This window comes from Stenotrophomonas sp. TWI1151 (assembly GCF_039673135.1).
Taxonomy (GTDB): domain Bacteria; phylum Pseudomonadota; class Gammaproteobacteria; order Xanthomonadales; family Xanthomonadaceae; genus Stenotrophomonas.
The window spans coordinates 762,363-786,149 of the sequence record NZ_JBDJLA010000001.1; the positions used below are offsets into that span (position 1 = coordinate 762,363).

20 protein-coding genes and 9 tRNA genes are annotated in these 23,787 nt (G+C 66.7%); 13 read left to right on the forward strand and 16 right to left on the reverse strand.

All coding sequences use genetic code 11. The features are described 5' to 3' along the window. Positions 1 to 31: 31 nt before the first annotated feature. The 4 genes from ABE422_RS03295 to ABE422_RS03310 form a co-directional block, all read right to left on the reverse strand. Positions 32 to 1,465 (reverse strand): DcaP family trimeric outer membrane transporter, encoded by a 1,434-nt coding sequence (locus ABE422_RS03295; RefSeq protein WP_346482461.1) that lies wholly within the window; start codon positions 1,463 to 1,465, stop codon positions 32 to 34. Between the two features lie 486 nt (positions 1,466 to 1,951). Then, positions 1,952 to 2,764 (reverse strand): thiol:disulfide interchange protein DsbG, encoded by an 813-nt coding sequence (dsbG, locus tag ABE422_RS03300; protein WP_346482462.1) that lies wholly within the window; start codon positions 2,762 to 2,764, stop codon positions 1,952 to 1,954. A gap of 39 nt (positions 2,765 to 2,803) precedes the next feature. Further along, positions 2,804 to 3,604, reverse strand: a complete 801-nt coding sequence (locus tag ABE422_RS03305; RefSeq protein WP_313211158.1) for a TlpA disulfide reductase family protein — start codon at positions 3,602 to 3,604, stop codon at positions 2,804 to 2,806. Positions 3,605 to 3,718: 114 nt separating this feature from the next. Beyond that, complete coding sequence (locus ABE422_RS03310) at positions 3,719 to 4,783, reverse strand: helix-turn-helix domain-containing protein (protein ID WP_346482463.1); 1,065 nt, start codon at positions 4,781 to 4,783, stop codon at positions 3,719 to 3,721. 210 nt (positions 4,784 to 4,993) lie between these two features. On the opposite strand from ABE422_RS03310, the gene ABE422_RS03315 reads away from it, so the two are divergent. The 10 genes from ABE422_RS03315 (at position 4,994) to ABE422_RS03360 (ending at position 9,115) form a co-directional block, all read left to right on the forward strand. Continuing rightward, positions 4,994 to 5,392: a heavy metal-responsive transcriptional regulator gene (locus ABE422_RS03315; RefSeq protein WP_313218658.1), complete on the forward strand. Its 399-nt coding sequence runs from the start codon at positions 4,994 to 4,996 to the stop codon at positions 5,390 to 5,392. An 83-nt stretch (positions 5,393 to 5,475) separates the two neighbouring features. Further along, a complete protein-coding gene (locus tag ABE422_RS03320; protein ID WP_346482539.1) occupies positions 5,476 to 7,761 on the forward strand; it encodes a heavy metal translocating P-type ATPase in 2,286 nt (761 codons plus the stop codon). Positions 7,762 to 7,843: 82 nt separating this feature from the next. Further along, positions 7,844 to 7,919 (forward strand) — tRNA-Ala (locus ABE422_RS03325). A 53-nt stretch (positions 7,920 to 7,972) separates the two neighbouring features. Then, positions 7,973 to 8,048: transfer RNA gene (locus tag ABE422_RS03330), tRNA-Glu, on the forward strand. A gap of 224 nt (positions 8,049 to 8,272) precedes the next feature. After that, positions 8,273 to 8,348: transfer RNA gene (locus ABE422_RS03335), tRNA-Ala, on the forward strand. 50 nt (positions 8,349 to 8,398) lie between these two features. After that, positions 8,399 to 8,474 (forward strand) — tRNA-Glu (locus tag ABE422_RS03340). A 134-nt stretch (positions 8,475 to 8,608) separates the two neighbouring features. Continuing rightward, positions 8,609 to 8,684: transfer RNA gene (locus ABE422_RS03345), tRNA-Ala, on the forward strand. A 49-nt stretch (positions 8,685 to 8,733) separates the two neighbouring features. After that, positions 8,734 to 8,809: transfer RNA gene (locus tag ABE422_RS03350), tRNA-Glu, on the forward strand. 105 nt (positions 8,810 to 8,914) lie between these two features. After that, positions 8,915 to 8,990, forward strand: a tRNA-Ala gene (locus ABE422_RS03355). 49 nt (positions 8,991 to 9,039) lie between these two features. After that, positions 9,040 to 9,115 (forward strand) — tRNA-Glu (locus tag ABE422_RS03360). Between the two features lie 50 nt (positions 9,116 to 9,165). On the opposite strand, the gene ABE422_RS03365 is transcribed toward ABE422_RS03360, so the two are convergent. Further along, positions 9,166 to 9,582, reverse strand: a complete 417-nt coding sequence (locus ABE422_RS03365) for a GNAT family N-acetyltransferase (protein ID WP_102789523.1) — start codon at positions 9,580 to 9,582, stop codon at positions 9,166 to 9,168. A gap of 106 nt (positions 9,583 to 9,688) precedes the next feature. Between ABE422_RS03365 and ABE422_RS03370 the strand changes: the two genes are divergently transcribed. Next, a complete protein-coding gene (locus ABE422_RS03370) occupies positions 9,689 to 10,645 on the forward strand; it encodes an SOS response-associated peptidase family protein (protein WP_346482464.1) in 957 nt (318 codons plus the stop codon). 7 nt (positions 10,646 to 10,652) lie between these two features. On the opposite strand, the gene ABE422_RS03375 is transcribed toward ABE422_RS03370, so the two are convergent. After that, positions 10,653 to 11,033, reverse strand: a complete 381-nt coding sequence (locus tag ABE422_RS03375; RefSeq protein WP_313218662.1) for a response regulator — start codon at positions 11,031 to 11,033, stop codon at positions 10,653 to 10,655. 124 nt (positions 11,034 to 11,157) lie between these two features. Between ABE422_RS03375 and ABE422_RS03380 the strand changes: the two genes are divergently transcribed. Further along, positions 11,158 to 11,244, forward strand: a tRNA-Leu gene (locus ABE422_RS03380). Positions 11,245 to 11,297: 53 nt separating this feature from the next. Here ABE422_RS03380 and ABE422_RS03385 read toward each other — a convergent pair. The 10 genes from ABE422_RS03385 to ABE422_RS03430 all read right to left on the reverse strand — a co-directional run bounded on the left by ABE422_RS03385 (position 11,298) and on the right by ABE422_RS03430 (position 22,746). After that, positions 11,298 to 13,160 (reverse strand): methyl-accepting chemotaxis protein, encoded by a 1,863-nt coding sequence (locus tag ABE422_RS03385; protein WP_346482465.1) that lies wholly within the window; start codon positions 13,158 to 13,160, stop codon positions 11,298 to 11,300. 282 nt (positions 13,161 to 13,442) lie between these two features. Next, positions 13,443 to 15,641, reverse strand: coding sequence for a PAS domain S-box protein (locus tag ABE422_RS03390; protein WP_313211152.1), 2,199 nt, complete (start codon positions 15,639 to 15,641; stop codon positions 13,443 to 13,445). Positions 15,642 to 15,892: 251 nt separating this feature from the next. Further along, positions 15,893 to 18,268 (reverse strand): Tex family protein, encoded by a 2,376-nt coding sequence (locus ABE422_RS03395; RefSeq protein WP_346482466.1) that lies wholly within the window; start codon positions 18,266 to 18,268, stop codon positions 15,893 to 15,895. Positions 18,269 to 18,474: 206 nt separating this feature from the next. Beyond that, a complete protein-coding gene (locus ABE422_RS03400; protein WP_313211150.1) occupies positions 18,475 to 18,690 on the reverse strand; it encodes a hypothetical protein in 216 nt (71 codons plus the stop codon). 159 nt (positions 18,691 to 18,849) lie between these two features. After that, a complete protein-coding gene (locus tag ABE422_RS03405) occupies positions 18,850 to 19,308 on the reverse strand; it encodes a hypothetical protein (protein ID WP_313218668.1) in 459 nt (152 codons plus the stop codon). Further along, positions 19,305 to 19,508 carry a PspC domain-containing protein gene (locus ABE422_RS03410; protein ID WP_123729552.1) on the reverse strand — a complete coding sequence of 68 codons (204 nt, stop codon included), beginning with the start codon at positions 19,506 to 19,508 and terminating at the stop codon, positions 19,305 to 19,307. Before ABE422_RS03410 ends, ABE422_RS03405 begins: the two co-directional genes overlap by 4 nt. A 47-nt stretch (positions 19,509 to 19,555) precedes the next feature. Next, complete coding sequence (locus ABE422_RS03415) at positions 19,556 to 19,927, reverse strand: YfeK family protein (RefSeq protein WP_313211148.1); 372 nt, start codon at positions 19,925 to 19,927, stop codon at positions 19,556 to 19,558. After that, positions 19,924 to 20,994, reverse strand: a complete 1,071-nt coding sequence (gene phaC / locus ABE422_RS03420) for a class III poly(R)-hydroxyalkanoic acid synthase subunit PhaC (RefSeq protein WP_313211147.1) — start codon at positions 20,992 to 20,994, stop codon at positions 19,924 to 19,926. Before phaC ends, ABE422_RS03415 begins: the two co-directional genes overlap by 4 nt. Next, complete coding sequence (gene phaE, locus ABE422_RS03425) at positions 20,991 to 22,079, reverse strand: class III poly(R)-hydroxyalkanoic acid synthase subunit PhaE (RefSeq protein ID WP_346482467.1); 1,089 nt, start codon at positions 22,077 to 22,079, stop codon at positions 20,991 to 20,993. The genes phaC and phaE overlap by 4 nt, the downstream gene beginning before the upstream one ends. 52 nt (positions 22,080 to 22,131) lie before the next feature. Further along, complete coding sequence (locus tag ABE422_RS03430; protein ID WP_070474651.1) at positions 22,132 to 22,746, reverse strand: CDP-alcohol phosphatidyltransferase family protein; 615 nt, start codon at positions 22,744 to 22,746, stop codon at positions 22,132 to 22,134. Between the two features lie 375 nt (positions 22,747 to 23,121). On the opposite strand from ABE422_RS03430, the gene ABE422_RS03435 reads away from it, so the two are divergent. Further along, positions 23,122 to 23,772, forward strand: a complete 651-nt coding sequence (locus ABE422_RS03435) for a methyltransferase domain-containing protein (RefSeq protein ID WP_313211145.1) — start codon at positions 23,122 to 23,124, stop codon at positions 23,770 to 23,772. Positions 23,773 to 23,787: the final 15 nt, after the last annotated feature.

Genomic DNA, 23,787 nt, shown 5'->3' on the forward strand with positions numbered 1-23,787 from the left:
GCAGGGACCCGGTCGTGCCGGGCGGTGGGAGTTACTTGATGAGGTTGTATTGCAGGCTGCCCTGCAGCCGCATCGTGTCGCCGCGTTGCCCGCGTTGCTGTTCCAGTTGTCCGTAGAGCAGTTCCATGCCCATCGTCCACGACGGTGCCGGGCTCCAGAGCAGATTGAAGACGCCATAGCGGCTCTGGCGGAACGCATCGGCGGCCAGCGCCTCGTTGCGCCCGCTGGTGAGCTGGCCGTAGATCAGGTTGGAACGCCAGAACGGCGACCAGTAATGCGTGTAACCGACGAAACCGCCGTACAGCGACAACGCCTGCAGGCGCCCGTCTGCGGTCACCACCGCATCCATGCCCGAACCGGTCAGGTCGGCTGTATAGCGGGCCAGGCCCTTGCCACCGAGCATCCCGAACAGCAGCAGGTCCTGCTCGCCCACCGCGGCCGAGCCACTGAGTTGCAGGCCGCCGGCGAAACGACGGCCGTCGCCTGCATCGCCGTCGTAGCCCAGGCTGCGGGCGACCGCGCCCAACTGCAGATGGCCCCAGTCGCGCTCCATGCGCGCGGTAACGGTGACATCCGGCAGTTGATCGACCGGCATGATCCCCTCGGCGGGGTTGCTCAACTGGGTATCCGGATCTTCGGCAGCCACGGTCAGCGTGTTGCCCTTGCCCATCGCGAAGCTGTGGTGGATGCCGGCCACCAGCAGGTAGCCCGCCCCCCCTGGCCCGGCGAAATCCAGGGTGTCGGGCAGGCTGTCGGCATCCATGAAGGTCGAATAGCCATAGCCGGCGTAGGTATTGCCGAGCTGCCCGTAAGCATGGCGCAGGCGGAACTGATAGCTGTCGCTGCTGCCGAAGAAGTCGTTCTCCAGGTAGAAGCGCAGGTTGCCATGGGTGGTCGGCCGCCGCGCTTCAAAGCTGAAGCGGGTCTGCTTGGCATGCAGGGTGAAGTTGGAGACATCCCGGTGCGCACTGCCGACCGGGATCGAGGAGGTAATGAACTGCTCCTGGTCGCCGGCCGCCCGTGAATCGGCGATCGCATCGAGCTTGGCGTAGCCGCCGATGCGGATCAGCGTATCGGTGTTGGGGATCGCGAAGAAGCCTTTCAGCTCGGGATCGGTCGGGCCGGCGGCACTGTCCGGGCGGGATGCGGCGGTGGACGGATCAGCAACGGAGTCGCGTTGCGGAAGGATGGCCTGCCCCATGCCGGGCACCTGTGCCTGGGCGGTCAGGGGCGCTGGCGAAGGTGCGGCGGGGACGCTCGTGCTCGGCGCAGGTGCCGCCGTGACCCTCGGTGACGTGGGCGGAGGTTTGCCGGATTCGATGGCCTGCAGGCGCTCTTCCATCTGTTCCAGCGTCTGCCGGAGCGTCTGGATGTCCTGCCGCAACGCGGCAGCCGAATCCTGTGCATGGACCGGCGCCGCAGCCAACGCTGCCACGCATGCGACCGTCAACACAGCCAAGCGCATCACGTCCTCCTTGAACCGTACACAGTCCCGCGGGTCAACACCGGCTGACGTTCACAACGTCGCAGGTGGTGAGCACGCAGCCCGGCACTGCAATGCGCGCGACCTCTGCCGACGCGTGGTTCGGTGGCGGTCACGCCATCGGACACATCGCCTGCATGGGTACGCTCGCACGGGATCCCCTCATCCCTGATGACCGCCGCGTTGACGCGCGGCCGCCAGCGCTCTGAGTAACAATCGCAAAGTGAGAGCGCCGTGAACGTTCTCAGGCAGTTTTCTGACTGGGTGGCTAGGTGTCCGCTGCAGGCGGGGAAATCCAGGAGATAGCGCATGCAGGGAAGCGTAGCGACGCAGGCGTTTTCAGCCTTGATCCAGATCAAGTCGAACGCGACAGCGCGTCGCCCCCCTACTACCCGGCGGATATCCGGCCGCCCAAACGCAACGCGCCGGGCAATGCCCGGCGCGTTGTGGCACTACGGTCGCCAGTGCTCAGCGCGGGCCGAGCACCACGGTCATGTCATCCCCCTGCGGCATGCCGGAACGGCGCTGCACCATTCCCTGGGCGTCCTTGAACAGAATGCCGGGTGTGCCCTGGAAACCGAGCTCGATCATCAGCACCTGATTGGCATCGAGCTTGTTGGCGACTTCCGCCGTCAGCGATGCCGCCGGCTTGATGCCGCCCTTGTCGAACAGGCGCTCGTTCTCCAGCAGCGCCGCGCTGGGGTTGGGCGCGGTGAGGATCGCGGCCGCCTTGGCGGGGCTGTCTTCGCGGATCACACCGACCATCACGTGGCGCAGCTGCACCTTGCCCGCGTCCACCCACGGCCGCGCGGCCTCCCAGAACCGATGGCAGTACGGGCAGTTCGCATCGCTGAAGGTATAGACGACGCGCGGCGCGTCAGCCTTGCCGTCACGCACCCACGCACTCTCCTCGAGCTTCTTCCACGAGCGCTCGGACATCGGCTTGGCCACCAGCTTCTCCAGCGGCGCGGCGCCCACATCTTCACCGTTGGCATCGAACAGACTGCCCACCACGACATTCTTCCCATCGGCCGTCACATACGCCGCCGCCGGTTGTTGCCCCCCCACCACGCCGGCAAAACCGCGCAGGCCGCCGGGTGCGTCGAACTCGCCGATCACTTCGAACCCATGCTTCTCGATGCCCTTCAGCACCGCCGGGCGTTCACCGCCGGCTTTCTCGGCCGCGGCCTTCGGCGTCTGCGCCTGGCTGCAGCCGGCCAGTGTGATCAGCAGCACGGCGGACAGCGCGGTGATCAGCGTGCGCGAGGATTTCAACGTCATGGAGACTCCTGGATTCATGGAACAAACGACCCGCGACCCTTACAGGTCGTCGAGCTTGGATTGCAGGCCGGCGGCTGTCAGCTCGCCCAGGTGCAGGTGCCGCAGCCGGCCCTGCCCATCGAAGAACAGGGTAGTCGGATACGCATGTACCTGCAGCCGTTCGGCAACACGCGCCTCTTCGTCGAGCAGCACATTGCGCAGCGACAGGTGTTCGGCCGACATGAAGGCATCCACTTCCTCACGCGTCTCGCCCTGGTTGACGAACAGGAAGCGGATATCAGGATGGCGCTGCTGCGCGCGTGCCAGTACCGGCATTTCGCGGCGGCACGGGCCGCACCAGCTCGCCCAGAGGTTGATCACCACGGGCTCGCCGCGGGTCTCGTCAAGCGCGACGGGCGCGCCCTGCAACGATGTCAGCGTGATCGCCGGCAATGACACCCGCGATTGCTGCAGCCAGCCGGCGCCCGTGGACAGCACGGCCCAACCGACAAGGCCTGCCAGCGCAGCGGCACCCACGGGGCGGCGCAGGGTGGGCCAGCGACGCAGGCGCCACCCGCCCCACCCCAGCCCGACCAGCAGTGCCGGCCACAGCAGGAACCCGCCATCGCCGACACGCAGCACCGACCAGGGATCGGCCACATAGTCGCCTGCATGCCAGATCACGAAACCTGCCCGCCCGGCGAGCAGGCCCAGCAGCAGCATGTCCACCACCACCGATCGCGGACGCGGTGCGCCCTCGATTGCCGGAGCACGCACCACACTGGCCACCAGCATCGCAATGCCGAGACCCACCAACACCCACACGACCGCAAGCGGTACCGGGCCTACACTGCTGATCATTGTTTCTCTCCGCGATCGCCCGGGACCTGCCACGCGGCGACGGCTGTTGCATCGGGCCCGCCGGCATGGTCCCAGCAAGGCGTCAATGGATCAAGCGTGCCGGTGTTGCGCGATTCAGGCCGCCGAGCGGAGCGGTTCGACCGCCCGGGTGCCGGGGTGCGCCGCCGCACGCTCACGCTGCTGCGCGGCCACCTGGCGCCGATAGCGTGTCGGCGTCAGCCCGACGATGCGCAGGAACAGCCGCCGGAACGCACTCTGGTCGGAGTAGCCCACCGCCCACGCCACCTGGTCGACCAGCCCGCCCGCCTGCAGCAGCAACTGCGCCTTGGCGATGCGCAGGCGTTGGCAGTACTCGATCGGACGCATGCCGGTCGCTTTGAGGAACCGGCGCTGCAGGGTCCGCGGCTCCAGGCCGGCCTGTGCGCAGATGTCGTCCAGCCCCGCGCCGCGTGCGGCGATGCCGTGCAGCCAGCGCTGTGCCTTGAGGATGCAGCGGTCGCCGTGGGCGAAATTCGGGCTGAAACGTTCCAGGTCATGCAGTTCGGTGCGCGGGATCACCAGCTGCAGCTGCTGGATGACGGTGTTCATCACGCTCTGCCCGTACACCCGTGCCAGCAGGCGCAGGCTGAGGTACTTCCAGGCATCCTGGCCCGAGGAGGTCAGCAGGTCACCATCATCGACCAGGGTGCGTTCGCTGGGCAGCCAACTGGGCACCATCGTGCGCAGCGCCGGGCAGCGCGCGGGATCGGGAACGCTGACCGAGCGCCCGGCCAGCACGCCGGCGGCGGCCAGCAGCAGCCCGCCTTCGTCGCAGCCGGCGAGCAGGCTGCAGCCATCGTGGCATTCCTGCAGCCAGGCCAGCAGGCGCTCATCCGGCGGCGCCATGGTCCAGCTGGATTCACTGCCCGGCACCACGATGATCGCAGGCAGCGCATCGCCGAACAGTTCCACCCCGGCAACCCGCTGCATGCCGCGGGCGGACATCGTCCAGCGGGTGACCAGCATCCGTGCGCCGGTGCGGCGGCCGGCGGCTACCGTGCGGTTGCACCGCTGGGCCAGCTCGGAGAGGATCGGGGCGGCTGCACGCAGGCTGCCGGGGAATTCGACCACGGCGACTTCCATCAGGGTTGGCGTGTCCGGCCGGCGGTCCGGCTGCAACGTGTTGCGGGGTGCGTCCATGGCCATTCTCCTGGGACAGTGTCTGCCAACGTGGGGCTGGCAGAACAGATCGATACATAAGATGGCCTGAGGCTACGGCCGTCCCGGGAGGGCGACCATGCAACTAGTTGTAAATTTCACGCCAACTGAATTTCCAGTGGCGTTCCAGCAAGGCTTGACTCTGGAGCAGACTCCAAGGTTCAGAATGGCGCGGTCATCCACGAGGTGCTCATGAACATTGGACAGCTCGCGCGCCAGGCCGGCGTGCCCATCGACACGGTGCGCTACTACGAACGGCAGCAGCTGTTGCCCACCGCACGGCGCAGCGCCGGCGGCTATCGGGTCTTCAGCGAGAGCGACCTGACGCGCCTGCAGTTCATCCGCCGCGCCAAGGCACTGGGTTTCAGCCTGGATGAAATCGCCGATCTCCTTGGCTTCAGCGATCAACGTGGCCAGGACATGGCGCAGATCCGCCACAGTGCGGTGAGCAAGCTCACCGACATCGAACAGCGCATCAACGAACTGCAGCGGATGCACGGCGCGCTCAAGCAGCTGGTCGATGCCTGCCCCGGGCATGGCGATCAGGAACAGTGCCCGATCCTGACGGCATTGACCGAGTCACGCCAATGAACGCCACCCACGGCCACAGCAAGGCCTCCCGTGCGGACAACGGCCCAACCTGCTGCGGTGGCAAGACGTCGCCCGGCGCCGGGATGACCACCGACGCGGTCTGCGGCATGGCAGTCGACCCGGCCGCCACGGCCCACCATGCCCACCATGACGGCAGCGACTACCCCTTCTGCAGCGATGGCTGCCGACGAACATTCCTGGCCGACCCGCAGCGCTATCTGGATCCGGCATCGCACATCGCCGAACCAGGCCCCACCGGCACGTTGTACACCTGCCCCATGCACCCGCAGATCGTGCAGGAAGGCCCCGGCACCTGCCCGCTGTGCGGCATGGCGCTGGAGCCGAAGATGCCCAGCCTTGAGGAAGGCGAGAACCCCGAGTTGACCGACTTCCGCCGCCGCTTCTGGTGGAGCCTGCCGCTGAGTGTGGCGACGATGGCCCTGGCGATGCTGGCGATGACCCCCGTGCTGCATGGCCTTGCGCCCGATCTGCGGGTGTGGATCGAGTTGGCCCTGGCGACGCCGGCGGTGCTGTGGGCCGGTTGGCCGTTCCTGCAGCGCTGGGCGCAGTCGATCCGCAGCCGCAGCCCGAACATGTGGACCCTGATCGGGACGGGTGTGCTCGCTGCGTACGGCTACAGCGTGGTCGCCACCGTCGCGCCCGGTCTGTTCCCGCCGTCGTTCCAGCAGCACGGGCATGTCGGCGTCTATTTCGAGGCCGCAGCAATGATCATCTCGCTCACGCTGCTCGGCCAGTTGATGGAGCTGCGCGCACGGGCAAAAACATCCGCCGCGATCAAGGCGCTGCTCGGCCTGGCACCGAAAACCGCACGCGTGCTGCGCGCGGATGGCCGCGAGGAAGACGTCGACATTACCGCGCTGCAGCCCGGCGACCGCGTGCGCGTGCGCCCGGGTGAGAAGGTGCCCGTGGATGGCACGGTCGTCGAAGGCCGCTCCTCCATCGATGAATCCATGCTCACCGGTGAGCCGGTGCCAGTGGCCAAGGCCGTGGGCGACGCGGTGATCGGCGCGACACTCAACGGCACTGGCAGCCTGGTCGTCCGTGCCGATCGCCTTGGCGATGACAGCATGCTGGCGCAGATCGTGCAGCTGGTGGCGCAGGCGCAGCGCTCACGCGCCCCGATGCAGCGCATGGCCGACACCGTCGCGTACTGGTTCGTGCTGGCGGTACTGTCGGTCGCGGTGCTGACGTTCCTCGGCTGGGGACTGTTCGGTCCGGCGCCGTCATGGACGCATGCGGTACTGAGCGCGGTAGCGGTGCTGATCATCGCCTGCCCGTGCGCGTTGGGGCTGGCCACACCGATGACGATCATGGTCGCCACGGGTCGCGCCGCGCAGCACGGGGTGCTGTTCCGCGATGCCGAGGCGATCGAGGCACTGCGCCAGATCGACACGCTGGTGGTCGACAAGACCGGTACCTTGACCGAGGGCAAGCCAGCGTTCCGTGACGTACAGGCGGTGGCGCCCTTCGCTGCCGATCAGATCCTGCAATGGGCGGCCAGCCTGGACCAGGGCAGCGAGCATCCGTTGGCGGCCGCGATCGTGGCCGAAGCACGCGCGCGCGGGATGCCGCTGGCCAGCGTGGACGATTTCGATTCCCTGACCGGCATGGGTGTGCAGGGCGCGGTGGACGGCAGGCAGCTGCTGCTTGGCAATACCGCGTTGATGGACGAACACGGTATCGCGCTGGACACGCTGCGCGAACGTGCCGAGCACTTGCGCAGCACCGCGGCCAGCGTGATGTACCTCGCCGTCGACGGCCAGCTTGGCGGCCTGCTCGCGGTGGCTGACCCGATCAAGGCCTCCACCGCCGAAGCGATCGTGCAGCTGCACCGCGATGGCCTGCGCATCGTCATGGCCACCGGCGACGGCGCGGCCACCGCGGAAGCCGTCGCGCGGGAACTCGGCCTGGATGACGTCCACGGCGAGATGCGCCCCGCCGACAAGGCCGCGTTGATCCGTTCGCTGCAGGCGCAGGGCCGCAAGGTGGCGATGGCCGGCGATGGCATCAACGACGCGCCGGCGCTGGCGAGTGCGGACGTTGGCATCGCGATGGGCAACGGCACCGATGTGGCGATGTCGAGCGCACAGGTCACGCTGGTCAAGGGCGATCTGCGCGGCATCCTGCGTGCGCGCCAGCTGTCCACTGCAAGCGTGCGCAACATGCGGCAGAACCTGGGCTTTGCGTTTCTCTACAACGGCCTCGGCATTCCTGTTGCAGCCGGCGTGCTGTATCCGCTGGGCATCGTAATGTCGCCGATGTTGGCGGCGGTGGCGATGAGTCTGAGTTCGGTCTCGGTGATCAGCAATGCACTGCGGCTGCGCCATCAACGACTGCCCGGCGAGTGACCGCGGATTGCATGACGATATTTCTTCACTTTTTTCTTGCCAATCCAAAACGTCGTCGCTATGATTTCGCTCCTCACGACGTGGGGCCATAGCTCAGCTGGGAGAGCGCCTGCATGGCATGCAGGAGGTCGGCGGTTCGATCCCGCCTGGCTCCACCAATCCGATCATTAGGCCGATCAGATTGCAGTGACAAAATTTGAAGTTTTCGTGCGTCCCCATCGTCTAGAGGCCTAGGACATCACCCTTTCACGGTGGCGACCGGGGTTCGAATCCCCGTGGGGACGCCAGTTTCAAACAAACAGCCCTGACTTCGGTCGGGGCTTTTTGTTTGTGCCGCATCGAGCAACGCTCGGCATTGGCGGCCTGTTTTATCGCGTGCGTGCTGGTGCACTCGCGCGGGCAACGATCAGCCTCTGCAGATGGATGCCCGCATGCATTCTTTCTTCGGTATTTCAGAAAAAAGACTTGGCGAATGCTTCACGGCCGCGTAGAATTCCGCCTCCAGCATCGTGGGGCCATAGCTCAGCTGGGAGAGCGCCTGCATGGCATGCAGGAGGTCGGCGGTTCGATCCCGCCTGGCTCCACCACTCCGGACCTTAGGCCGTTCGGTGTGCTGAACAATTTGATGAGTTTATGCGTCCCCATCGTCTAGAGGCCTAGGACATCACCCTTTCACGGTGGCGACCGGGGTTCGAATCCCCGTGGGGACGCCAATCATCAGAAGAACACGGAGGCCCGGCATGCCGGGTCTTTTTGTTCACCGCCTACTGCGGTTGCGATGCGGATGCCCGAAAGGCTTCCACAAACGTGAACAGGCAGATATACTAGGCGGCTCGCGGTACAACGTGGGGCCATAGCTCAGCTGGGAGAGCGCCTGCATGGCATGCAGGAGGTCGGCGGTTCGATCCCGCCTGGCTCCACCACTTCTCCGGACACAGGCCGTCCGATAGAAGCCAAAATTCGGTTTAACGCGTCCCCATCGTCTAGAGGCCTAGGACATCACCCTTTCACGGTGGCGACCGGGGTTCGAATCCCCGTGGGGACGCCAGCTTCAAACAAACAGCCCTGACCTCGGTCGGGGCTTTTTGTTTGACGAGCCCCCTTCCCATTCGGCAAGACCGCCGCTATGATAGGCGGCTCGCAGCACAACTGTGGGGCCATAGCTCAGCTGGGAGAGCGCCTGCATGGCATGCAGGAGGTCGGCGGTTCGCTCCCGCCTGGCTCCACCACTTCTCCGGACACAGGCCGTCCGATAGAAGCCAAAATTCGGTTTAACGCGTCCCCATCGTCTAGAGGCCTAGGACATCACCCTTTCACGGTGGCGACCGGGGTTCGAATCCCCGTGGGGACGCCAGCTTCAAACAAACAGCCCTGACCTCGGTCGGGGCTGTTTGTTTATGGGGCCTACGCCACCACCTTCGCCATGCCCACCGAGCGCGGCGCGGTCACGGTGAAACCGAACTGCGCATACAGCCGGTGCGCCTGGCCATCGGCGATCAGGCTCACATACGCACCTTGCGCATTCGCGTGCAGCCAGGCATCGAGCTCGGCCATCACCGCCTTGCCCAGACCCTGCCCCTGGCGGTCCGGGACCACGGCGATATCCACCACCTGCAGGAAGCAGCCGCCGTCGCCGATGAGCCGGCCCATCGCCAGCAACCGGTCATCCTCGCGCAGGCTCACCCCGAAGACCGTGTTGGGCAGGCCACGCGCCGCCGCCTCGGCCGTTTTCGGGCTCAGGCCGGCCAGCACCCGCAGCGCGCGGTATTCCTCCACGCTGGGCGCCAGGGGGATGCAATGAACACCAGCAGGCAGCGACATGAGACGGGTCCGGCAATGAATGGACGCTCAGCATGCCCGAACGTATTCGCAGCATGTGCGACCCACCGGCCTATCCTGTCCCCCCTGCCCACCCTGTTCCGTCGCCATGTGCTATTCCGCCCAGATCCGCGCCGATTACACCAAGCTGGTCCGTGAGTACGGGGCCATGCTGTCCCTGGACGAGTTCGCCCAGCTGTATGCCCACGACGCCGGCAAGCAACGCCCGAAAACGCCCAAGGCGATGGACGATGGCTTCGCCGGCGCGCGCACCGCGCAGGGCCAGGAGATCGTGGCGCGAATACAGCAATGGCATGCCGAGGAGATGCAGGCGCTGGATGAGGAGGTGCGCCTGCAGAGCGCCCGGCGGAAGGCGGCCGAAGAACACCTGGCCGCACGTCCCACGCAGAAGGCGCGCAATGAACTGCGCGTGGCGGGCAACCGGATTGAACGTGCGCAGACGCGCCTGGCCGATCTGCAGCGCGCCGGCCTGGTGCCGCGCGACAGCCGCATTTTCCCCGGCGTCTATGCGCCGGTGATCGTGTCCGAGCAGGGCCAGCGCGTGATCAAGCCGATGCGCTACCAATGCCGGCTGCCGGACAAGCCCGCGCGCAACGACGTGTTGTATCCCGGCACCTACAACGCGCGCCGCGACAGCCTGGAGGTGTACTGGAAATCCGCGTTCGGCCACCAGCATGGCGTGGTGGTGGTGCAGTCGTTCTACGAGCACGTGCCGCGGCATGCCCTGGAGCAGCGGATGCTGTCGCCGGGCGAGAAAGCCGAGAACGTGGTGCTGGAATTCAGCCCGCAGCCACCGCGCGATCTGTTGATCGCCTGCCTGTGGTCGGCGTGGGAAGGGCCGGAGGGCCGGCTGTTGTCGTTTGCCGCGATCACCGACGAGCCACCGTCCGATGTGGCACGCACCGGGCACGACCGCTGCATCGTACCCATCCGGCGCGAACATCTGGATGCCTGGTTGAACCCGGACCCGCACGACCTCGCTGCGCTGTACCGGATCCTGGACGATCGCGAACCGGTCACACTGGCGCACGCCGAAGCGGCGTGAGAGCTGCTCAGCCGACGACCGAATCGCCTATCCGTGCCCGCCCCAGCGCGGCATTCAACTCGGCCGTCAGGTAGGGCTTGGTCAGGATGATGCCTGCCCGGAAGGCTTCGGGGAGGTGCTCGGTCGCCATGCCGGTGGCCAGTACGAAGGGAATCTGGCGCGCGGCCAACGCCGCAGCAACCGCTTCACTGGTTTCATTGTTGGCCAGGCGGTAATCCAGCAGCACCACCTGTGGCTGGGTCTCGCCGAGCAGACGCAGCGCCTCGGATACCGAGGCCGCCAGCCCCACCACCACCGCGCCGGACTGCACCAACTGCATCTGCAGCAGGGCGGCACTCATTTCGTCGTTCTCGACCACCAGCACCCGAAGATCCTGCAGCGCGCTCATGACGACTCCCTGTATGGTTCAGCGCGATGAGTATAGCGTCCTGCGTAGGTGAAACCCTGACAGGAACTTAAGCATTCAGGTCTGCACAAACGTCGACATCTTGTATACACTACGCGGCCAGCCAGCCGAAGTGGCGGAATCGGTAGACGCAGCGGACTCAAAATCCGCCGCCCTTAAAAGCGTGTGGGTTCGAGTCCCACCTTCGGCACCATGGAAAACCAGAACGCCCCGGATCGACGGATCCGGGGCGTTTTTCGTTACCGCTCAGACCAGCCGAAGCGTCGGATGTGCGGCATTGGCCGCCGGTGGCGCAGCCGGTCGCGACGTTCCCGTCGCCCCCGCCACCCGGAATGCCGCCACCGTCTGCAGCAACTGGGTGGACTGCTCTTCCATGCTGCGGGCCGCCGCAGAGGCCTCTTCGACCAGCGCGGCATTCTGCTGGGTGCTCTCGTCGATGTGCTCGACCACCTGGTTGATCTGCTCGATGCCCTCGCTCTGCTGCTGGGCCGCCGCGCTGATGTCGGCCATGAGATCGCTCACGCGTTTCACGCTGACCACGATCTCGTCCATGGTGCGCCCCGCGCTTTCGACCTGACGCGTACCCGCCCCGACCTTCTCCACCGAGTCGCCGATCAGCTGCTTGATCTCCTTGGCGGCTTCGGCCGAACGCTGCGACAGCGAGCGGATTTCCGAGGCGACCACCGCAAAGCCGCGCCCATGCTCGCCGGCACGGGCCGCTTCCACTGCGGCATTGAGGGCCAGGATATTCGTCTGGAACGCGATGCTGTCGATCACGCCGATGATATCGACGATGCGCCGCGAGGAGTCGTTGATCAGCGACATGGTGGAGACCACCTCATGCACCACATGGCCACCCTGCGCCGCCACCTCGACCGCACCACCGGCCAACTCATTGGCCTGGCGGGCGTTGTCCGCGGTGCGCCGCACGGTCGCGGTCAGCCCCTTCATCGAGACGGCGGTCTCCTCCAGCGAAGCGGCCTGCTGCTCGGTGCGCACGGACAGGTCGCTGTTGCCTTCGGCGATCTCGCTGGCACCCACGGCAATGGTGTCCGCTGCCAGCTTGATCTGGGTGATGATGCCGGCCATCGCTTCGACCAGCGCATTGATGCCCTCGCACAACTCGGCGATCGGGCCGGTCTTGTCCTGGGTGGCGATATGGCCGGTCAGATCACCCCCCTGCGCCGCCGCCACCACTTCACGCGTCTGCGCGACGGCCTGCTGCAGCGCCAGCGAGTCACGCACCTGGGCCGTGATGTCGGTAGCGTACTTGACCACTTTGAACGGCCGTCCGTTCATATCGTAGATCGGGTTGTACGAGGCCTGGATCCAGACCTCGCGACCGCCCTTTCCCAGGCGCTTGTACTGGCCGGCGTCGTATTCGCCACGGCCGAGTTTGGCCCAGAACGCCCGGTACTCGCCGCTCTGGCGATGCTCGGGCTCGGCGAACATCGAATGGTGCTGCCCGCGCACCTCCTCCAGTGCATAGCCCATGGCAGCGAGGAAGTTCTCGTTGGCGGCCAGGATGCGGCCCTCGAGATCGAACTCGATCACCGCCTGTGATTTGTTGATCGCGGCGAGCTGGCCGGCAAAATCGGCCGCCTGGAATTTCTGCGCGGTGATGTCGGTCGCGAACTTGACCACTTTGTACGGCCGTCCGTGGCTGTCGAAGACCGGGTTGTAGGACGCCTGGATCCAGATCTCGCGTCCACCCTTGCCGATCCGCCGGTACTGGCCGGCGTCGAACTCACCGCGGCCCAGGTTGGCCCAGAAGTCGCGGTACTCCGCGCTCTTCGCATACTCGGCATCGACGAACATGGCGTGGTGCCTGCCTTGGATCTCCTCCAGCGTGTAGCCCAGCGTCTGCAGGAAATTGTCGTTGGCGTGCACGATGGTGCCATCGAGGTGGAACTCGATGACGACCTGGACTCTATGCAGCGCCTTGATCTGATCTTCGAGCTCGGCCTGCCGTTGCAGCGCGGCCGATGCCGCGGCGCCATGGGCCGCGCGACGGGAAACGAACCGTGCCGTGAGCGTTCGCCACAACGACCCGGCGTCGGCGTCGCTGGCACGACCTGGCACATGCGTGTGCAAGCCTGAAGTAATCATCGTTAGACCTCGGTGTCCGGTTAGCGAATAGGTCAGCGCCGGGCGGTGGCCCGGTGGCGGTATTCCGTTGGCTGGGACTCACGAAGATCGTCAGTGGGGATGACGCAACTTCGATGGGCTTCAAACACCGGGCGGGCCGGCGAACATGAACCATGCAAAAAAGGTGTACGGCCAGATATCCACGTGAGCAGACGGGCAGCAACTGCGAGTCATATAACGGCGGACATTCTGAAAGCTTTAGGGCCATCAACGGCCGCGGCCGGGGCCTGGCCCGGCCGGCCGTCACTCGCCGCTTTCGCTCGAATCCAGGGCGTCAAGAGGGTCCACGGCACCCAGAGCGTCGGCCTCCACCTGCACGTTGTCGCGCCCCATCGCTTTGGCCCGGTAGCACTGCGCGTCGGCGGCGGCCACGGCGTCATCCACGCTCATGCCCCCGAACAATGGCGCGATGCCGATGCTGGCGCCCACGCTCAACCGCCGCTGGTCCCAGGGGATCGACAACCCCCGCATCGCCTCGAGCAGATCGCTGGCGATACGGCGGGCGCGCTTGAGCGAACAGCCGGCCAGGATCACCGCGAACTCGTCGCCGCCCAGCCGCGCCACGATGTCCGAATCACGCACGCCATGCCGCAGCACGCTGGCCACCGCCCACAGCACGGCATCGCCAGCCAGATGGCCGTGGGTATCGTTGACCGGCTTGAAGTGGTCCAGGTCGATATACATCAACGAGGCCGACTGCCCGGTCCGCGCGACCCGGGTGATGGCCTGCTGCAGATGCGCCTCGAAGCCGCGCCGGTTGCTCAGTTCTGTCAGCGGATCGATCTCGGCCAGATGCCGCGCCTCGCGCTGGCGCGCACGCTGCTGGGTGACGTCACGGATCACCCAGACCGCGCCGCTGGTCAGGCCATCCTCATCGCGCAGCCAGGCACGGGTCAGGTCGACCGGCAGCAGATGCGCACCCACTGACAGCAACAGGTCCGAATGCAGGTCGACTGCATTGCTGTCCGGGTCGAGCAGCACGGCCACATCCAAGGGGGAGCGCGGCGCGTATTCGGTCGTGAGCTCCATCACCTCCTGCAGCTGGCTGCCGGCCAGGACCCCGGCGCCCTCCCCGGCCAGCGCGCGGGTGGCCGCGGCGTTGGCGTACTGGATCCCCCCCTGCAGGTCCAGGGTCAGCACCATGTCCGCCACCGCATCCAACGTGACGCGGGTGCGCTGCTCGGATTCACGCAACTGCTGACCACTGAGCCGTTGGGCGGTCACGTCCTGGATCTGCGAGACGAAGTGCAGCGGCTCGCCATTTTCCGTGCGGACCAGTGAGACCGACAGCCGCCCCCAGACCAGGTTGCCCGCCTTGCCCAGGTACCGCTTCTCCATGTGGTAATGCGCGCGGCGGCCGGCCAGCAGGTCACCGAGCAGGGCCAGGTCGGTGTGCAGGTCATCGGGATGCGTGAGCGTCTGGAAATCGATCTGCAGCAGTTCGGCACGGGTGTAGCCGAGGATGCCGCACAGCGAATCGTTGACGTCCAGCCAGCGCCCTTCCAGCGACACCAGGGCCATGCCAAGCGCGGCCGACGAGAACGCCCCGGCGAATTTTTCCGAGGCCAGGAACGCCTGTTCGCGGACCTGCAGCAGCGGGGTCAGGTCGACCGCCATGCCCACGTAGCCGATTCGGTTGCCGCCGGCGCAGTCCAGCGGACTGATCGACAGGCGCACCTGCCTGCGCTCGCCGTCCTTGCGCAGGAACGTCCACTGATGCGACCAGGTGCCCTGTGCCGCCCGCGCGCTCAACGCCTCGAAGACGGTCGGCAGGCGTCCGTCCGCCTCCATATGGGGCTGCAGGTAGGCGCGCATCTCTTCCGGATCGTGGAACAGCCCCGGGTTGACCCGGCCGATCACTTCATCGGGGCGGTAACCCAGCAGCTTCTGCGCACCGGTATTGAACAGGTTGACCACCCCATCGACATCGGTGGCGATCACCGCCACCTCGTCAGAGGCATCCACCACCGCCTGCAGGCGCTGGCGCATGTTGGCCGCCTCCTGCCGGGCCTGCTGCAGTTCGGTAACGTCGGCATGCGCACCGGCCATCCACAGCGGCCGGCCCTGCCCATCGCGCTCATACACGCGACCGCGGTCCTGCACCCAGATCCAGTGGCCCTGTTTGTGGCGCATCCGGCACAGGCTGTCGTAATGCGGCGAGCGACCTTCCAGATGCGCTTCGAGCAACGTATTGGACTGGGCCAGATCGTCGGGATGCACCAGCTTGAAGAACGTCTCCGGCGTGATGGGTGCCAGTTCCTCACGCGTATAGCCGACGATCTCCGCCCAGCGCTCGTTGACCCGCATCTGGTTGCCCGGGATGTCCCAGTCCCAGGTGCCCGCCGCAGTACCTTCGATGATCATTTCCAGCCGGTGGCGCTGCTCGGCCATGTCGCGCAGCGCGGCGGCCGCATCCCGGGGGACGTCCGGTTGCCGGCTCATGTGTGCGCTCCGGTCCGACACGCCACGCACAGCCCTGCGCCAGCGCGGTAATCGGCGCTGGAGCCCGCCCGGTTGCCCGGTCCTGCCTGGTCGTCTGTCATCTGGGCTCCCCGCCGTCCACCCACCCTACGGGCATTCAACGCGAAGTGTGCGTAAACCCGGGCCAAACCAGAAGTGCCCCTGCCCCTGGAGACCCCGGAAAACGCCAAAAGCCGCCCGAAGGCGGCCCCTGGCAGGCACCCACCGCGGGATCAGCCGCCGCGCTTGGCCCGGGCGAAGGCGTCGGCCAGCGCATTGTTGGCCGGCGGTGCGGCGCCGCCCGGACGCGGGCCGGACGGGGTGCCACGACCGCCACCGCGCGGACCATTGCCCGCCCCGCCGTCACGGCGGCCGCCACCGGCCGGGCGCACATCGCGCTCACCCGGGGCCTTGGCCGGGGCCGGGGTGTCGTCCAGGCGCCGGGTCAGGGCGATGCGCTTGCGCGCCACGTCCACCTCCAGCACCTTCACCTTGACGATGTCACCGGCCTTGACCACATCACGCGGGTCTTTGACGTAGGTGTCCGACAGCGCCGAGATGTGGATCAGGCCGTCCTGGTGCACACCGATGTCCACGAAGGCACCGAACGCGGCCACGTTGCTGACCACGCCCTCCAGGATCATGCCCGGCTGCAGGTGCTTGAGCTCTTCCACGCCCTCGGCGAAACGCGCCGCCTTGAACTCCGGGCGCGGGTCGCGGCCGGGCTTTTCCAGTTCCTTCAGGATGTCGCGCACGGTCGGCACGCCGAAGGTGGCGTCGGTGAACTGTTCGGCCTTGAGCCCACGAAGGAAACTGCCATCGCCGATCAACGCCTTGATCGGGCGTGCCGTGGCGGCCACGATGCGCTCCACCACCGGGTAGGCTTCCGGGTGCACCGAGGACGCGTCCAGCGGCTGGTCGCCATCGGCGATGCGCAGGAAGCCGGCGCACTGTTCAAAGGTCTTGTCGCCCAGGCGCGGCACCTTGAGCAGGTCCTTGCGGCGCTTGAACGGACCGTTGTCGTCGCGGTGGCGCACGATGTTTTCGGCCACCGTGGCCGACAACCCGGACACGCGCGAGAGCAGCGCCGCCGAGGCGGTGTTGACGTGCACGCCGACCGCGTTGACGCAGTCCTCCACGCGCGCATCCAGCGCACGCGCCAGGCGGTACTGGTCCACGTCGTGCTGGTACTGGCCCACGCCGATCGCCTTGGGTTCGATCTTGACCAGCTCGGCCAGCGGATCCTGCAGGCGACGCGCAATGGAGACCGCGCCGCGGATCGACACGTCCAGGTCCGGGAATTCCTTGGCGGCAAATTCGGACGCCGAATACACCGACGCACCAGCCTCGCTGACCACGATCTTCTGCAGGCTGGTCTCGCCCAACGCCTTGATCACCTCGCCGGCCAGCTTGTCGGTTTCGCGGCTGGCCGTGCCGTTGCCAATCGCGATCAGCTCCACGTTGTGCTTCATGCACAGCTGCTTGATCGTCTGCAGTGACTGGTCCCACTGCCGGCGCGGTTCGTGCGGGTAAATGGTGTCGGTGGCCACCAGCTTGCCGGTGGCATCGACCACGGCGATCTTGCAGCCGGTGCGGATGCCCGGGTCCAGCCCGAGCACGCTCTTGGGGCCGGCCGGGGCGGCCAGCAGCAGGTCCTTGAGGTTGTCGCCGAACACCGCGATCGCCTCGGCTTCGGCCTTCTCGCGGGCCTGGTTGAACAGGTCCAGCAGCAGGTGCATGTGCAGCTTGGCGCGCCAGGTCAGGCGGCAGGCGTCGAGCAGCCAGCGGTCGCCGGGGCGGCCGGCGTCGCGGATGCCCGCGTTGTGCGCGACACGGCCTTCGGCGTACAGATTGCCGGCCTCGGCATCGTTGCCCGGATCCAGTTCCAGGAACAGGATTTCCTCGCGGCGTGCGCGGAACAGTGCCAGCAAGCGGTGGGACGGAATCTTCGCCAGCGACTCGGCGTGTTCGAAGTAATCGCGGTACTTGGCGCCCTGCTCTTCCTTGCCCTCGGCGACACGTGCGCGGATCACGCCGTTTTCGCCCAGCCAGGTGCGCAGCTCGCCGACCAGCGCGGCGTCTTCGCCCCAACGCTCCATCAGGATCGCGCGGGCACCTTCCAGCGCGGCCTTGGTGTCGGCCACGCCTTTGTCTGCATCGACGAAGGTGGCACCGAACACCTGCGGGTCCAGGTTTGGATCGGCCAGCAGGCCATCGGCCAGCGGCTCCAGTCCGGCTTCGCGCGCGATCTGCGCGCGGGTGCGGCGCTTGGGCTTGTACGGCAGGTACAGGTCTTCCAAGCGCGACTTGGTGTCCGCGCCGAGGATCTCGTTGCGCAACTCGTCGCTGAGCTTGCCCTGTTCGTCGATGCTGGACAGCACCGCGGCGCGGCGGTCTTCCAGCTCGCGCAGGTAGGTCAGGCGCGTTTCGAGGATACGCAGCTGGGTGTCGTCCAGCCCGCCGGTGACTTCCTTGCGGTAGCGGGCGATGAACGGAACGCTGGCGCCTTCGTCCAACAGGGCGATGGCGGCGAGCGCCTGGGCGGTCTGGGCACCGATCTCATCGGCGATGGTCTGGGCGATCTGCTGTGCGAGCTTGATGTCAGGCATTGCTTCCGGCCGGAGCCGCTTTGCGGAAAGAACCCATTCTGGCGATGCGCGGCGGCGGGGGAAAGCCGTTGACAGGCCGGGCCGAACCTGTCGCCCCGTGGCGATGACCACACGAGGGGTCATGCATTCACGCCGGCATCCTGCGTGGGGCTGGGATGCCGGCGCGGGCGCCCGCGACAACCGGGCACCTCCGCGGGATCGCTGGCTTACCGGTAATGCACGGCCGCGCGTTGGTGGACGATGTCGTCCTGCATCGACTCCAACGCCATCACCCGCACCTTGCCTACACCCTGCAGTTCCATGAACCGCTCGGTGTAGATCTCCGGACCCAGCTCGGTATCGGCCTGGGACTTGCTGAAACCATGGGGCACCAGGCCCTTGTCGCCATCCTTGCTACCACCGACATAAAGAACGATTGCCATGTGATGTGTTCCTCCAGAAAAACGGTTGCTCATACAGCGCTGCAAGCTTACCCCGGTAAACCTGACTGGTTCGTCATGCAGGCTAATAACGTTTTTTTGCATGCAGATGACGTCGCGTTGTCGACGTTTTTCTTACATGGATTTAACGCGGAGATAACCTCACTGCGCATCACGACGTGATGGCCACCAGCCCCGCCCCTGCAGTGCATACACATCGGCCGCGCGCTCGAACGGGTTGCGTGCACTGACCCCACCGCACAGCAGGTACACCGGCAGGTAGAGCGGCCCCAGCACCAGATACTGGTAGACGTGCGCACGCTCGTGGTCGTGCAGCCCGATCACCGGCTCGGTGGCGTAACCGGCCTGGTGCGCATACGTGCGGCACGGCACGTCCAGCACCGGTCCCGTGTGCAGGATGACGTTGCCCAGCGTGATCGCTCCGCCCGGCCCCCACGGAAATTCGCGGAACACGATCGCGCAGTCGCGCCCGTTCCATGACGGACGCGCACCGGCCAGCATCCCGGCGGTGCCGGCGGCCAGGCCGATCAGGGTGTTGGGTGAGGTCCACAGTGCGCCAAGCCCCTGCAGCGCGCGCAGCAGCACCGGTGACAGGCTCAATCGGCCTCGTTGGGGATCAACAGCCACAGGATCAGGTAGACCAGGATGCCGGGGAAGGCCGCCGAGCCGATCGAGATCAGCACGAACAGCACCCGTACCAGGGTGACGTTCCAACCGTAGCGATGCGCGATACCGCCCATGACGCCGGCGATCATGCGGTCGTTGAGCGAACGGGACAGCGGGCGCGGCGGTGTGTTCATGCACGGGGTCTCGTTCCGGAATGCGCCGACTCTAGCGCGAACCGTGTCTACGGGGTGCGTTGGCGCAGGGCCTTCAGCCGCGCGCCGAACCACACCGCGGCGGTCTGTTCCGGCTGGCCCGGACAGGCGATCCGGTAGGGCTTGCCGCTCAGGCTGCTCTGGCTGGCGGCGCGTTCGATGAACTGCTCGGCCGTGTCGACCTTGTCCTTCTTGAGCAGGTAGTCGTACTTGCGCTGCAGATGGGCCCGCGCCTCGGGCGCATCGTGCCAGCTGCCATTGCGCTGGAACCGGCAAGGGGAGCCGTCCAGCGCGCCGATCAGGCCGGCGATCTCGCGGCGGGCGGTTTCACCGGGTGCGGCGTGGGCGGTACCAATGCCCAACAGACCCACAGCCAGCCAGAGAAGGCGAGGACGCTTCATTGCGAACGCTCGTTCAACCAACCGGTGATGGTTGCGGGCACTTCGCGCTGGGCCCGCCCGGAGACATAGATACCGATATGGCCCCCGCGGAAACTGCTCTCGGTGTAATCCGCGCTGCCGATCCGGCCGCGCAGCGCGCGTGACGCATCGGGCGGGACCAGATGGTCCTGCTCGGCATAGATGTTCAACACCGGCAACGTCACCTGCCGGAGGTCGACGGTTGCGTCGCCGATGCGCACGCCGTCGTGCATCAGGCCATTGCCCTGGTAGAACTGCTTGATGAAGTCACGGAACGCTTCGCCGGCGAGATCGGGCGAGTCGAAGATCCACTTCTCCATGCGCAGGAAATCTTCCAGCGCGTCCTTGTCGTCCAGGATGTCGAGCAGCCCCACGTACTTCTGCACGTTGAGGCGGAACGGCTTGAGCATCAGGTAGCTGGCATTCATCAGATCGGCCGGGATGTTGCCCAGCGTGTCCACCAGCAGGTCCACGTCCACCTGGCGCGCCCAGTGCGAGAGCATGTTGTCCGGCGTGTGGAAATCGACCGGGGTGACCATCGTGATCAGGTTGGCCAGCTTGGCCTGGCGCAGCGCGGCATAGCACAGCGCGAACACGCCGCCCTGGCAGATGCCGAGCATGTTGATCGGTTCGCCGCCGTTGTGCGCCTGCAGGTGATCCACCGCGCCATCCACGAAGCGCAGGAGGTAATCCTCCAGCGTCTGGTAGCGCTCGGAGCGGTCCGGGTAGCCCCAGTCCAGCACATACACATCGTGGCCCAGAGCCAGCAGCTTCTGAACCAGTGAGCGGTCGGTCTGCAGGTCGACCATGTACGGCCGGTTGACCAGCGCGTAGACGATCAGCAGCGGCGTGGCGTGCACCGGCGGCTCGGTGCCGACAAAGCGGTACAGCGTGACCTTGCCGTCGCGCCAGACTTCCTCGCGGGTGGTCACGCCGTAATCGACATCGTCCACCGCAGGCAGGAGCTTCAGGCCATCCATCAGCTTTCGCTGCATGGCCAGGGTCTCCTGCAGGAGGTCTTCGGCATTGAAGCCCAGGGGGCCCTTCATGCGCTGCGTTTCCTTGGCTTGGTGGGTTTTCCGGTGGCCTTGGTGGCCTTGGTGGCCTTGGTGGCCTTGTTGGGGTTGGCGGTGGCCTTGGTGGGGTTGGCTGGCCTGGAAGCGCGGGTTGTGCGCTTGCTCGCGGCGGCTGGCTTCACTGCAGCCTTGCGCACCTTGGCCGTGCTGGCAGGTGCCGCACCCGCGGCTGCGCCAGCGGCCATGCGGCGCACCAGCCGCTCCAGCTCGGCGATCCGGCGATGCGCTGCATCCATTTCGGTGCGCGTCGGCAGCCCAAAACTCTCGGTCAGCCGTTCGATCTCCTGCTGGGTGGCCGCGCGCAGCCGCATCTGGGCATTGCCCAGCGAGGCGTACACCGCCTGGAACGGCTCTGACAGCGCAACCTTCGCATAGGCCTCCTCGGCCGCATCGATCCACAGATCGAACATCGCCCGCGCGCTGGTCAGCTGGTTGCCCGGCTGCTCGTGCTCGGCCAGGCGCTGCTCGAACAGGGTGAACGCATCGTCCAGCGCCTGCTTGATCTGATCCACGTAATCGCGCGAGTGCGCCTGGTAGTCCTGCTGGGCCCGCAGCAGCGCCTGCCAGCGGGCCTGGTGCTCACGGCCGGGACCAAACGCCGGGCTCTGCAGCCATGGTCCGAGCTGACGCTGCAGGGTTTCCAACAGCTGCAGCAGGTCCGGGCCCTCGGTGTGGGTATGTCCGCGTGCGCCCTGCAGCATCCACTGCAGCAGCCCGTCACCCTGCCCCAGCACCGCCGTGCGCCACGCCTGCGCCACCTCGGCGCTGGTGGTGTCGCGGCCGGCAAACTGCGCGGCCACCTGCTGCATCGTGCCGTACCACCCACCGGCCTGTTCACGGAAACGGTGCACGGCCTCGTCGGCCGGGCGGCTGGCCGCGTTGGGCATCATCTGCGCCCACCAGTCGATCGCCTGCTGCCAGTTGCCCTGCCCCTCGGGGCCGGCGGTGTGGCCGGGCGGTGCCGCAGCGTGCCGCAGGGCATCGCCCCAGGCACTGAAATACTGCCGCGCCAGGGCTTCTACATCGCCTGCGCCGCTGCCGCTGCCCGCCGTGGTCATGACCGTCCTCCCGTCTCGGGAAACGATGATAGCAATGCCGCGCTGCCCTGCCTCACGGCTTGGGGATGCGCAGGGTCTTGCTGATCATCAGCGAGCCGGACAGCGCGAACAGCAGCACCAGCGGGTGCAACTGCCACGGGCCCAGCTGCCACTGGCCCAGCCACAGGTCCGCGCCGGTGGCCCCGACGCTCGCCGCCACGGCCAGCACCACCACCAGCGCCAGGCTGGTCGGGATCGGGGTGCCTTCGAAGTACGGCACCTTGTCGCCCTCGCCGGCCAGTGCTTCGGCGGTCACGTTGTAGCGGGCCAGGCGGCTGACGCCGCAGCAGACGAAGTAGCTCAGCACCAGCCAGTCCCAGCCGCCCTGCATGCCGCAGGCGTAGGCCAGTGCGGCCGGGGCGACACCGAAGGAAATGATGTCCGACAGCGAATCCAGCTCACGGCCCAGCGTGGAGCTGGATTTGCGCCAGCGTGCGATGCGCCCGTCCAGCGCGTCGAAAATGAAGGCCAAGGGGATCAGGGCCATGCCGAACAGCAGATAGCTGCGTTCGCCATCCTGCAGATAGCGCATGGCGGCAAAGACCGCGCCGGTGCCACAGAACGCGTTGGCCAAGGTGAACCAGTCGGCCAGGTGGAACTCGCGCAACATCGAGAAGTGACGTTTCATGAAGGATCAGGTGGCGGCAATCGCAAGAGAGTACCGCGAGCGGCCCGCGCCGGGACAGCGTTCCCTACGCCACCGTACTCCAGCCTTGCCGCGCGGTTCACGCCGGCACGACCTGCGGTGAATTTTTGGCCACCCATCTTGACAGCGAGCACCGGCGGGGGCCGACGCGGCTTATCCACAAACTTGCCCACGAGTCATCCACACCCCCTGTGGACAACTCCGTCTCAACAGAGGCGACGATGGTGATTTCCTGATCACCGATCCTCATTGCCGCGGCGCGATCCCTTCACACGTGCGCCCATCGGTGCCATCAGTGGGCTAAGCTGGTGGATGGACTCCGCCGCCGCCAGGTCCTGCCGCCCACCGACAGGAGTCTTGCGCGTGCTTTCCCCCGACCATCTGGCCGCCCAGTTGCGCCACCCGCACGGTGAGCACGCGCTCGTCGTGGCCGAATCGATGAACCGCAGCAACGGCGACCTCAACCGGGCCGCCATCGCCCTGCTGTCAGTCACCCCCGGTGAACAGGTCCTGGAGATCGGCCCGGGCAATGCAGCCTTCGCACCCGATCTGCTGCGTACACCGGACAGCCGCTATGTGGGCATTGACGTTTCAGCGGCGATGGTCGCGGCCGGCACTGCGGTGCTGGCCACGCATGGGCTGCTGGATCGTGCCGAGGTCCACCTGGGCGATGCCCATGCCCTGCCCCTGGAGTCGGCCTGCATCGATGCGGCGCTGGCAGTGAACACGCTGTACTTCTGGGACGAACTGAAATTCCCGTTCGCCGAGTTGGCGCGCGTGCTGCGCCCCGGCGGCCGGCTCTGCCTGGCCTTCGGCGATGCCGCTTTCATGCGCACGCTGCCGTTCACAGCACATGGGTTCCACCTGCACGAGCTGGCCGAGGTCGAGCAGGCCCTGCGCAGCGCTGGGTTGACCGTACAAGGCTGGCGCGCCCATCACGAAACCGGGCGCAGCAACGATGGGCGCGAGGTGACCAAGCACTTCCACCTGTTGCTGGCCCGCCGGTAATACCGGCGCTGGCCG

Coding starts and splice junctions, on each gene's coding strand:
- ABE422_RS03295 (WP_346482461.1), bottom strand. CDS start 1,465: ATGCGCTTGGCTGTGTTGACGGTCGCATGCGTGGCAGCGTTGGCTGCG.
- dsbG (WP_346482462.1), bottom strand. CDS start 2,764: ATGACGTTGAAATCCTCGCGCACGCTGATCACCGCGCTGTCCGCCGTG.
- ABE422_RS03305 (WP_313211158.1), bottom strand. CDS start 3,604: ATGATCAGCAGTGTAGGCCCGGTACCGCTTGCGGTCGTGTGGGTGTTG.
- ABE422_RS03310 (WP_346482463.1), bottom strand. CDS start 4,783: ATGGACGCACCCCGCAACACGTTGCAGCCGGACCGCCGGCCGGACACG.
- ABE422_RS03315 (WP_313218658.1), top strand. CDS start 4,994: ATGAACATTGGACAGCTCGCGCGCCAGGCCGGCGTGCCCATCGACACG.
- ABE422_RS03320 (WP_346482539.1), top strand. CDS start 5,476: ATGACCACCGACGCGGTCTGCGGCATGGCAGTCGACCCGGCCGCCACG.
- ABE422_RS03365 (WP_102789523.1), bottom strand. CDS start 9,582: ATGTCGCTGCCTGCTGGTGTTCATTGCATCCCCCTGGCGCCCAGCGTG.
- ABE422_RS03370 (WP_346482464.1), top strand. CDS start 9,689: ATGTGCTATTCCGCCCAGATCCGCGCCGATTACACCAAGCTGGTCCGT.
- ABE422_RS03375 (WP_313218662.1), bottom strand. CDS start 11,033: ATGAGCGCGCTGCAGGATCTTCGGGTGCTGGTGGTCGAGAACGACGAA.
- ABE422_RS03385 (WP_346482465.1), bottom strand. CDS start 13,160: ATGATTACTTCAGGCTTGCACACGCATGTGCCAGGTCGTGCCAGCGAC.
- ABE422_RS03390 (WP_313211152.1), bottom strand. CDS start 15,641: ATGAGCCGGCAACCGGACGTCCCCCGGGATGCGGCCGCCGCGCTGCGC.
- ABE422_RS03395 (WP_346482466.1), bottom strand. CDS start 18,268: ATGCCTGACATCAAGCTCGCACAGCAGATCGCCCAGACCATCGCCGAT.
- ABE422_RS03400 (WP_313211150.1), bottom strand. CDS start 18,690: ATGGCAATCGTTCTTTATGTCGGTGGTAGCAAGGATGGCGACAAGGGC.
- ABE422_RS03410 (WP_123729552.1), bottom strand. CDS start 19,508: ATGAACACACCGCCGCGCCCGCTGTCCCGTTCGCTCAACGACCGCATG.
- ABE422_RS03415 (WP_313211148.1), bottom strand. CDS start 19,927: ATGAAGCGTCCTCGCCTTCTCTGGCTGGCTGTGGGTCTGTTGGGCATT.
- phaC (WP_313211147.1), bottom strand. CDS start 20,994: ATGAAGGGCCCCCTGGGCTTCAATGCCGAAGACCTCCTGCAGGAGACC.
- phaE (WP_346482467.1), bottom strand. CDS start 22,079: ATGACCACGGCGGGCAGCGGCAGCGGCGCAGGCGATGTAGAAGCCCTG.
- ABE422_RS03430 (WP_070474651.1), bottom strand. CDS start 22,746: ATGAAACGTCACTTCTCGATGTTGCGCGAGTTCCACCTGGCCGACTGG.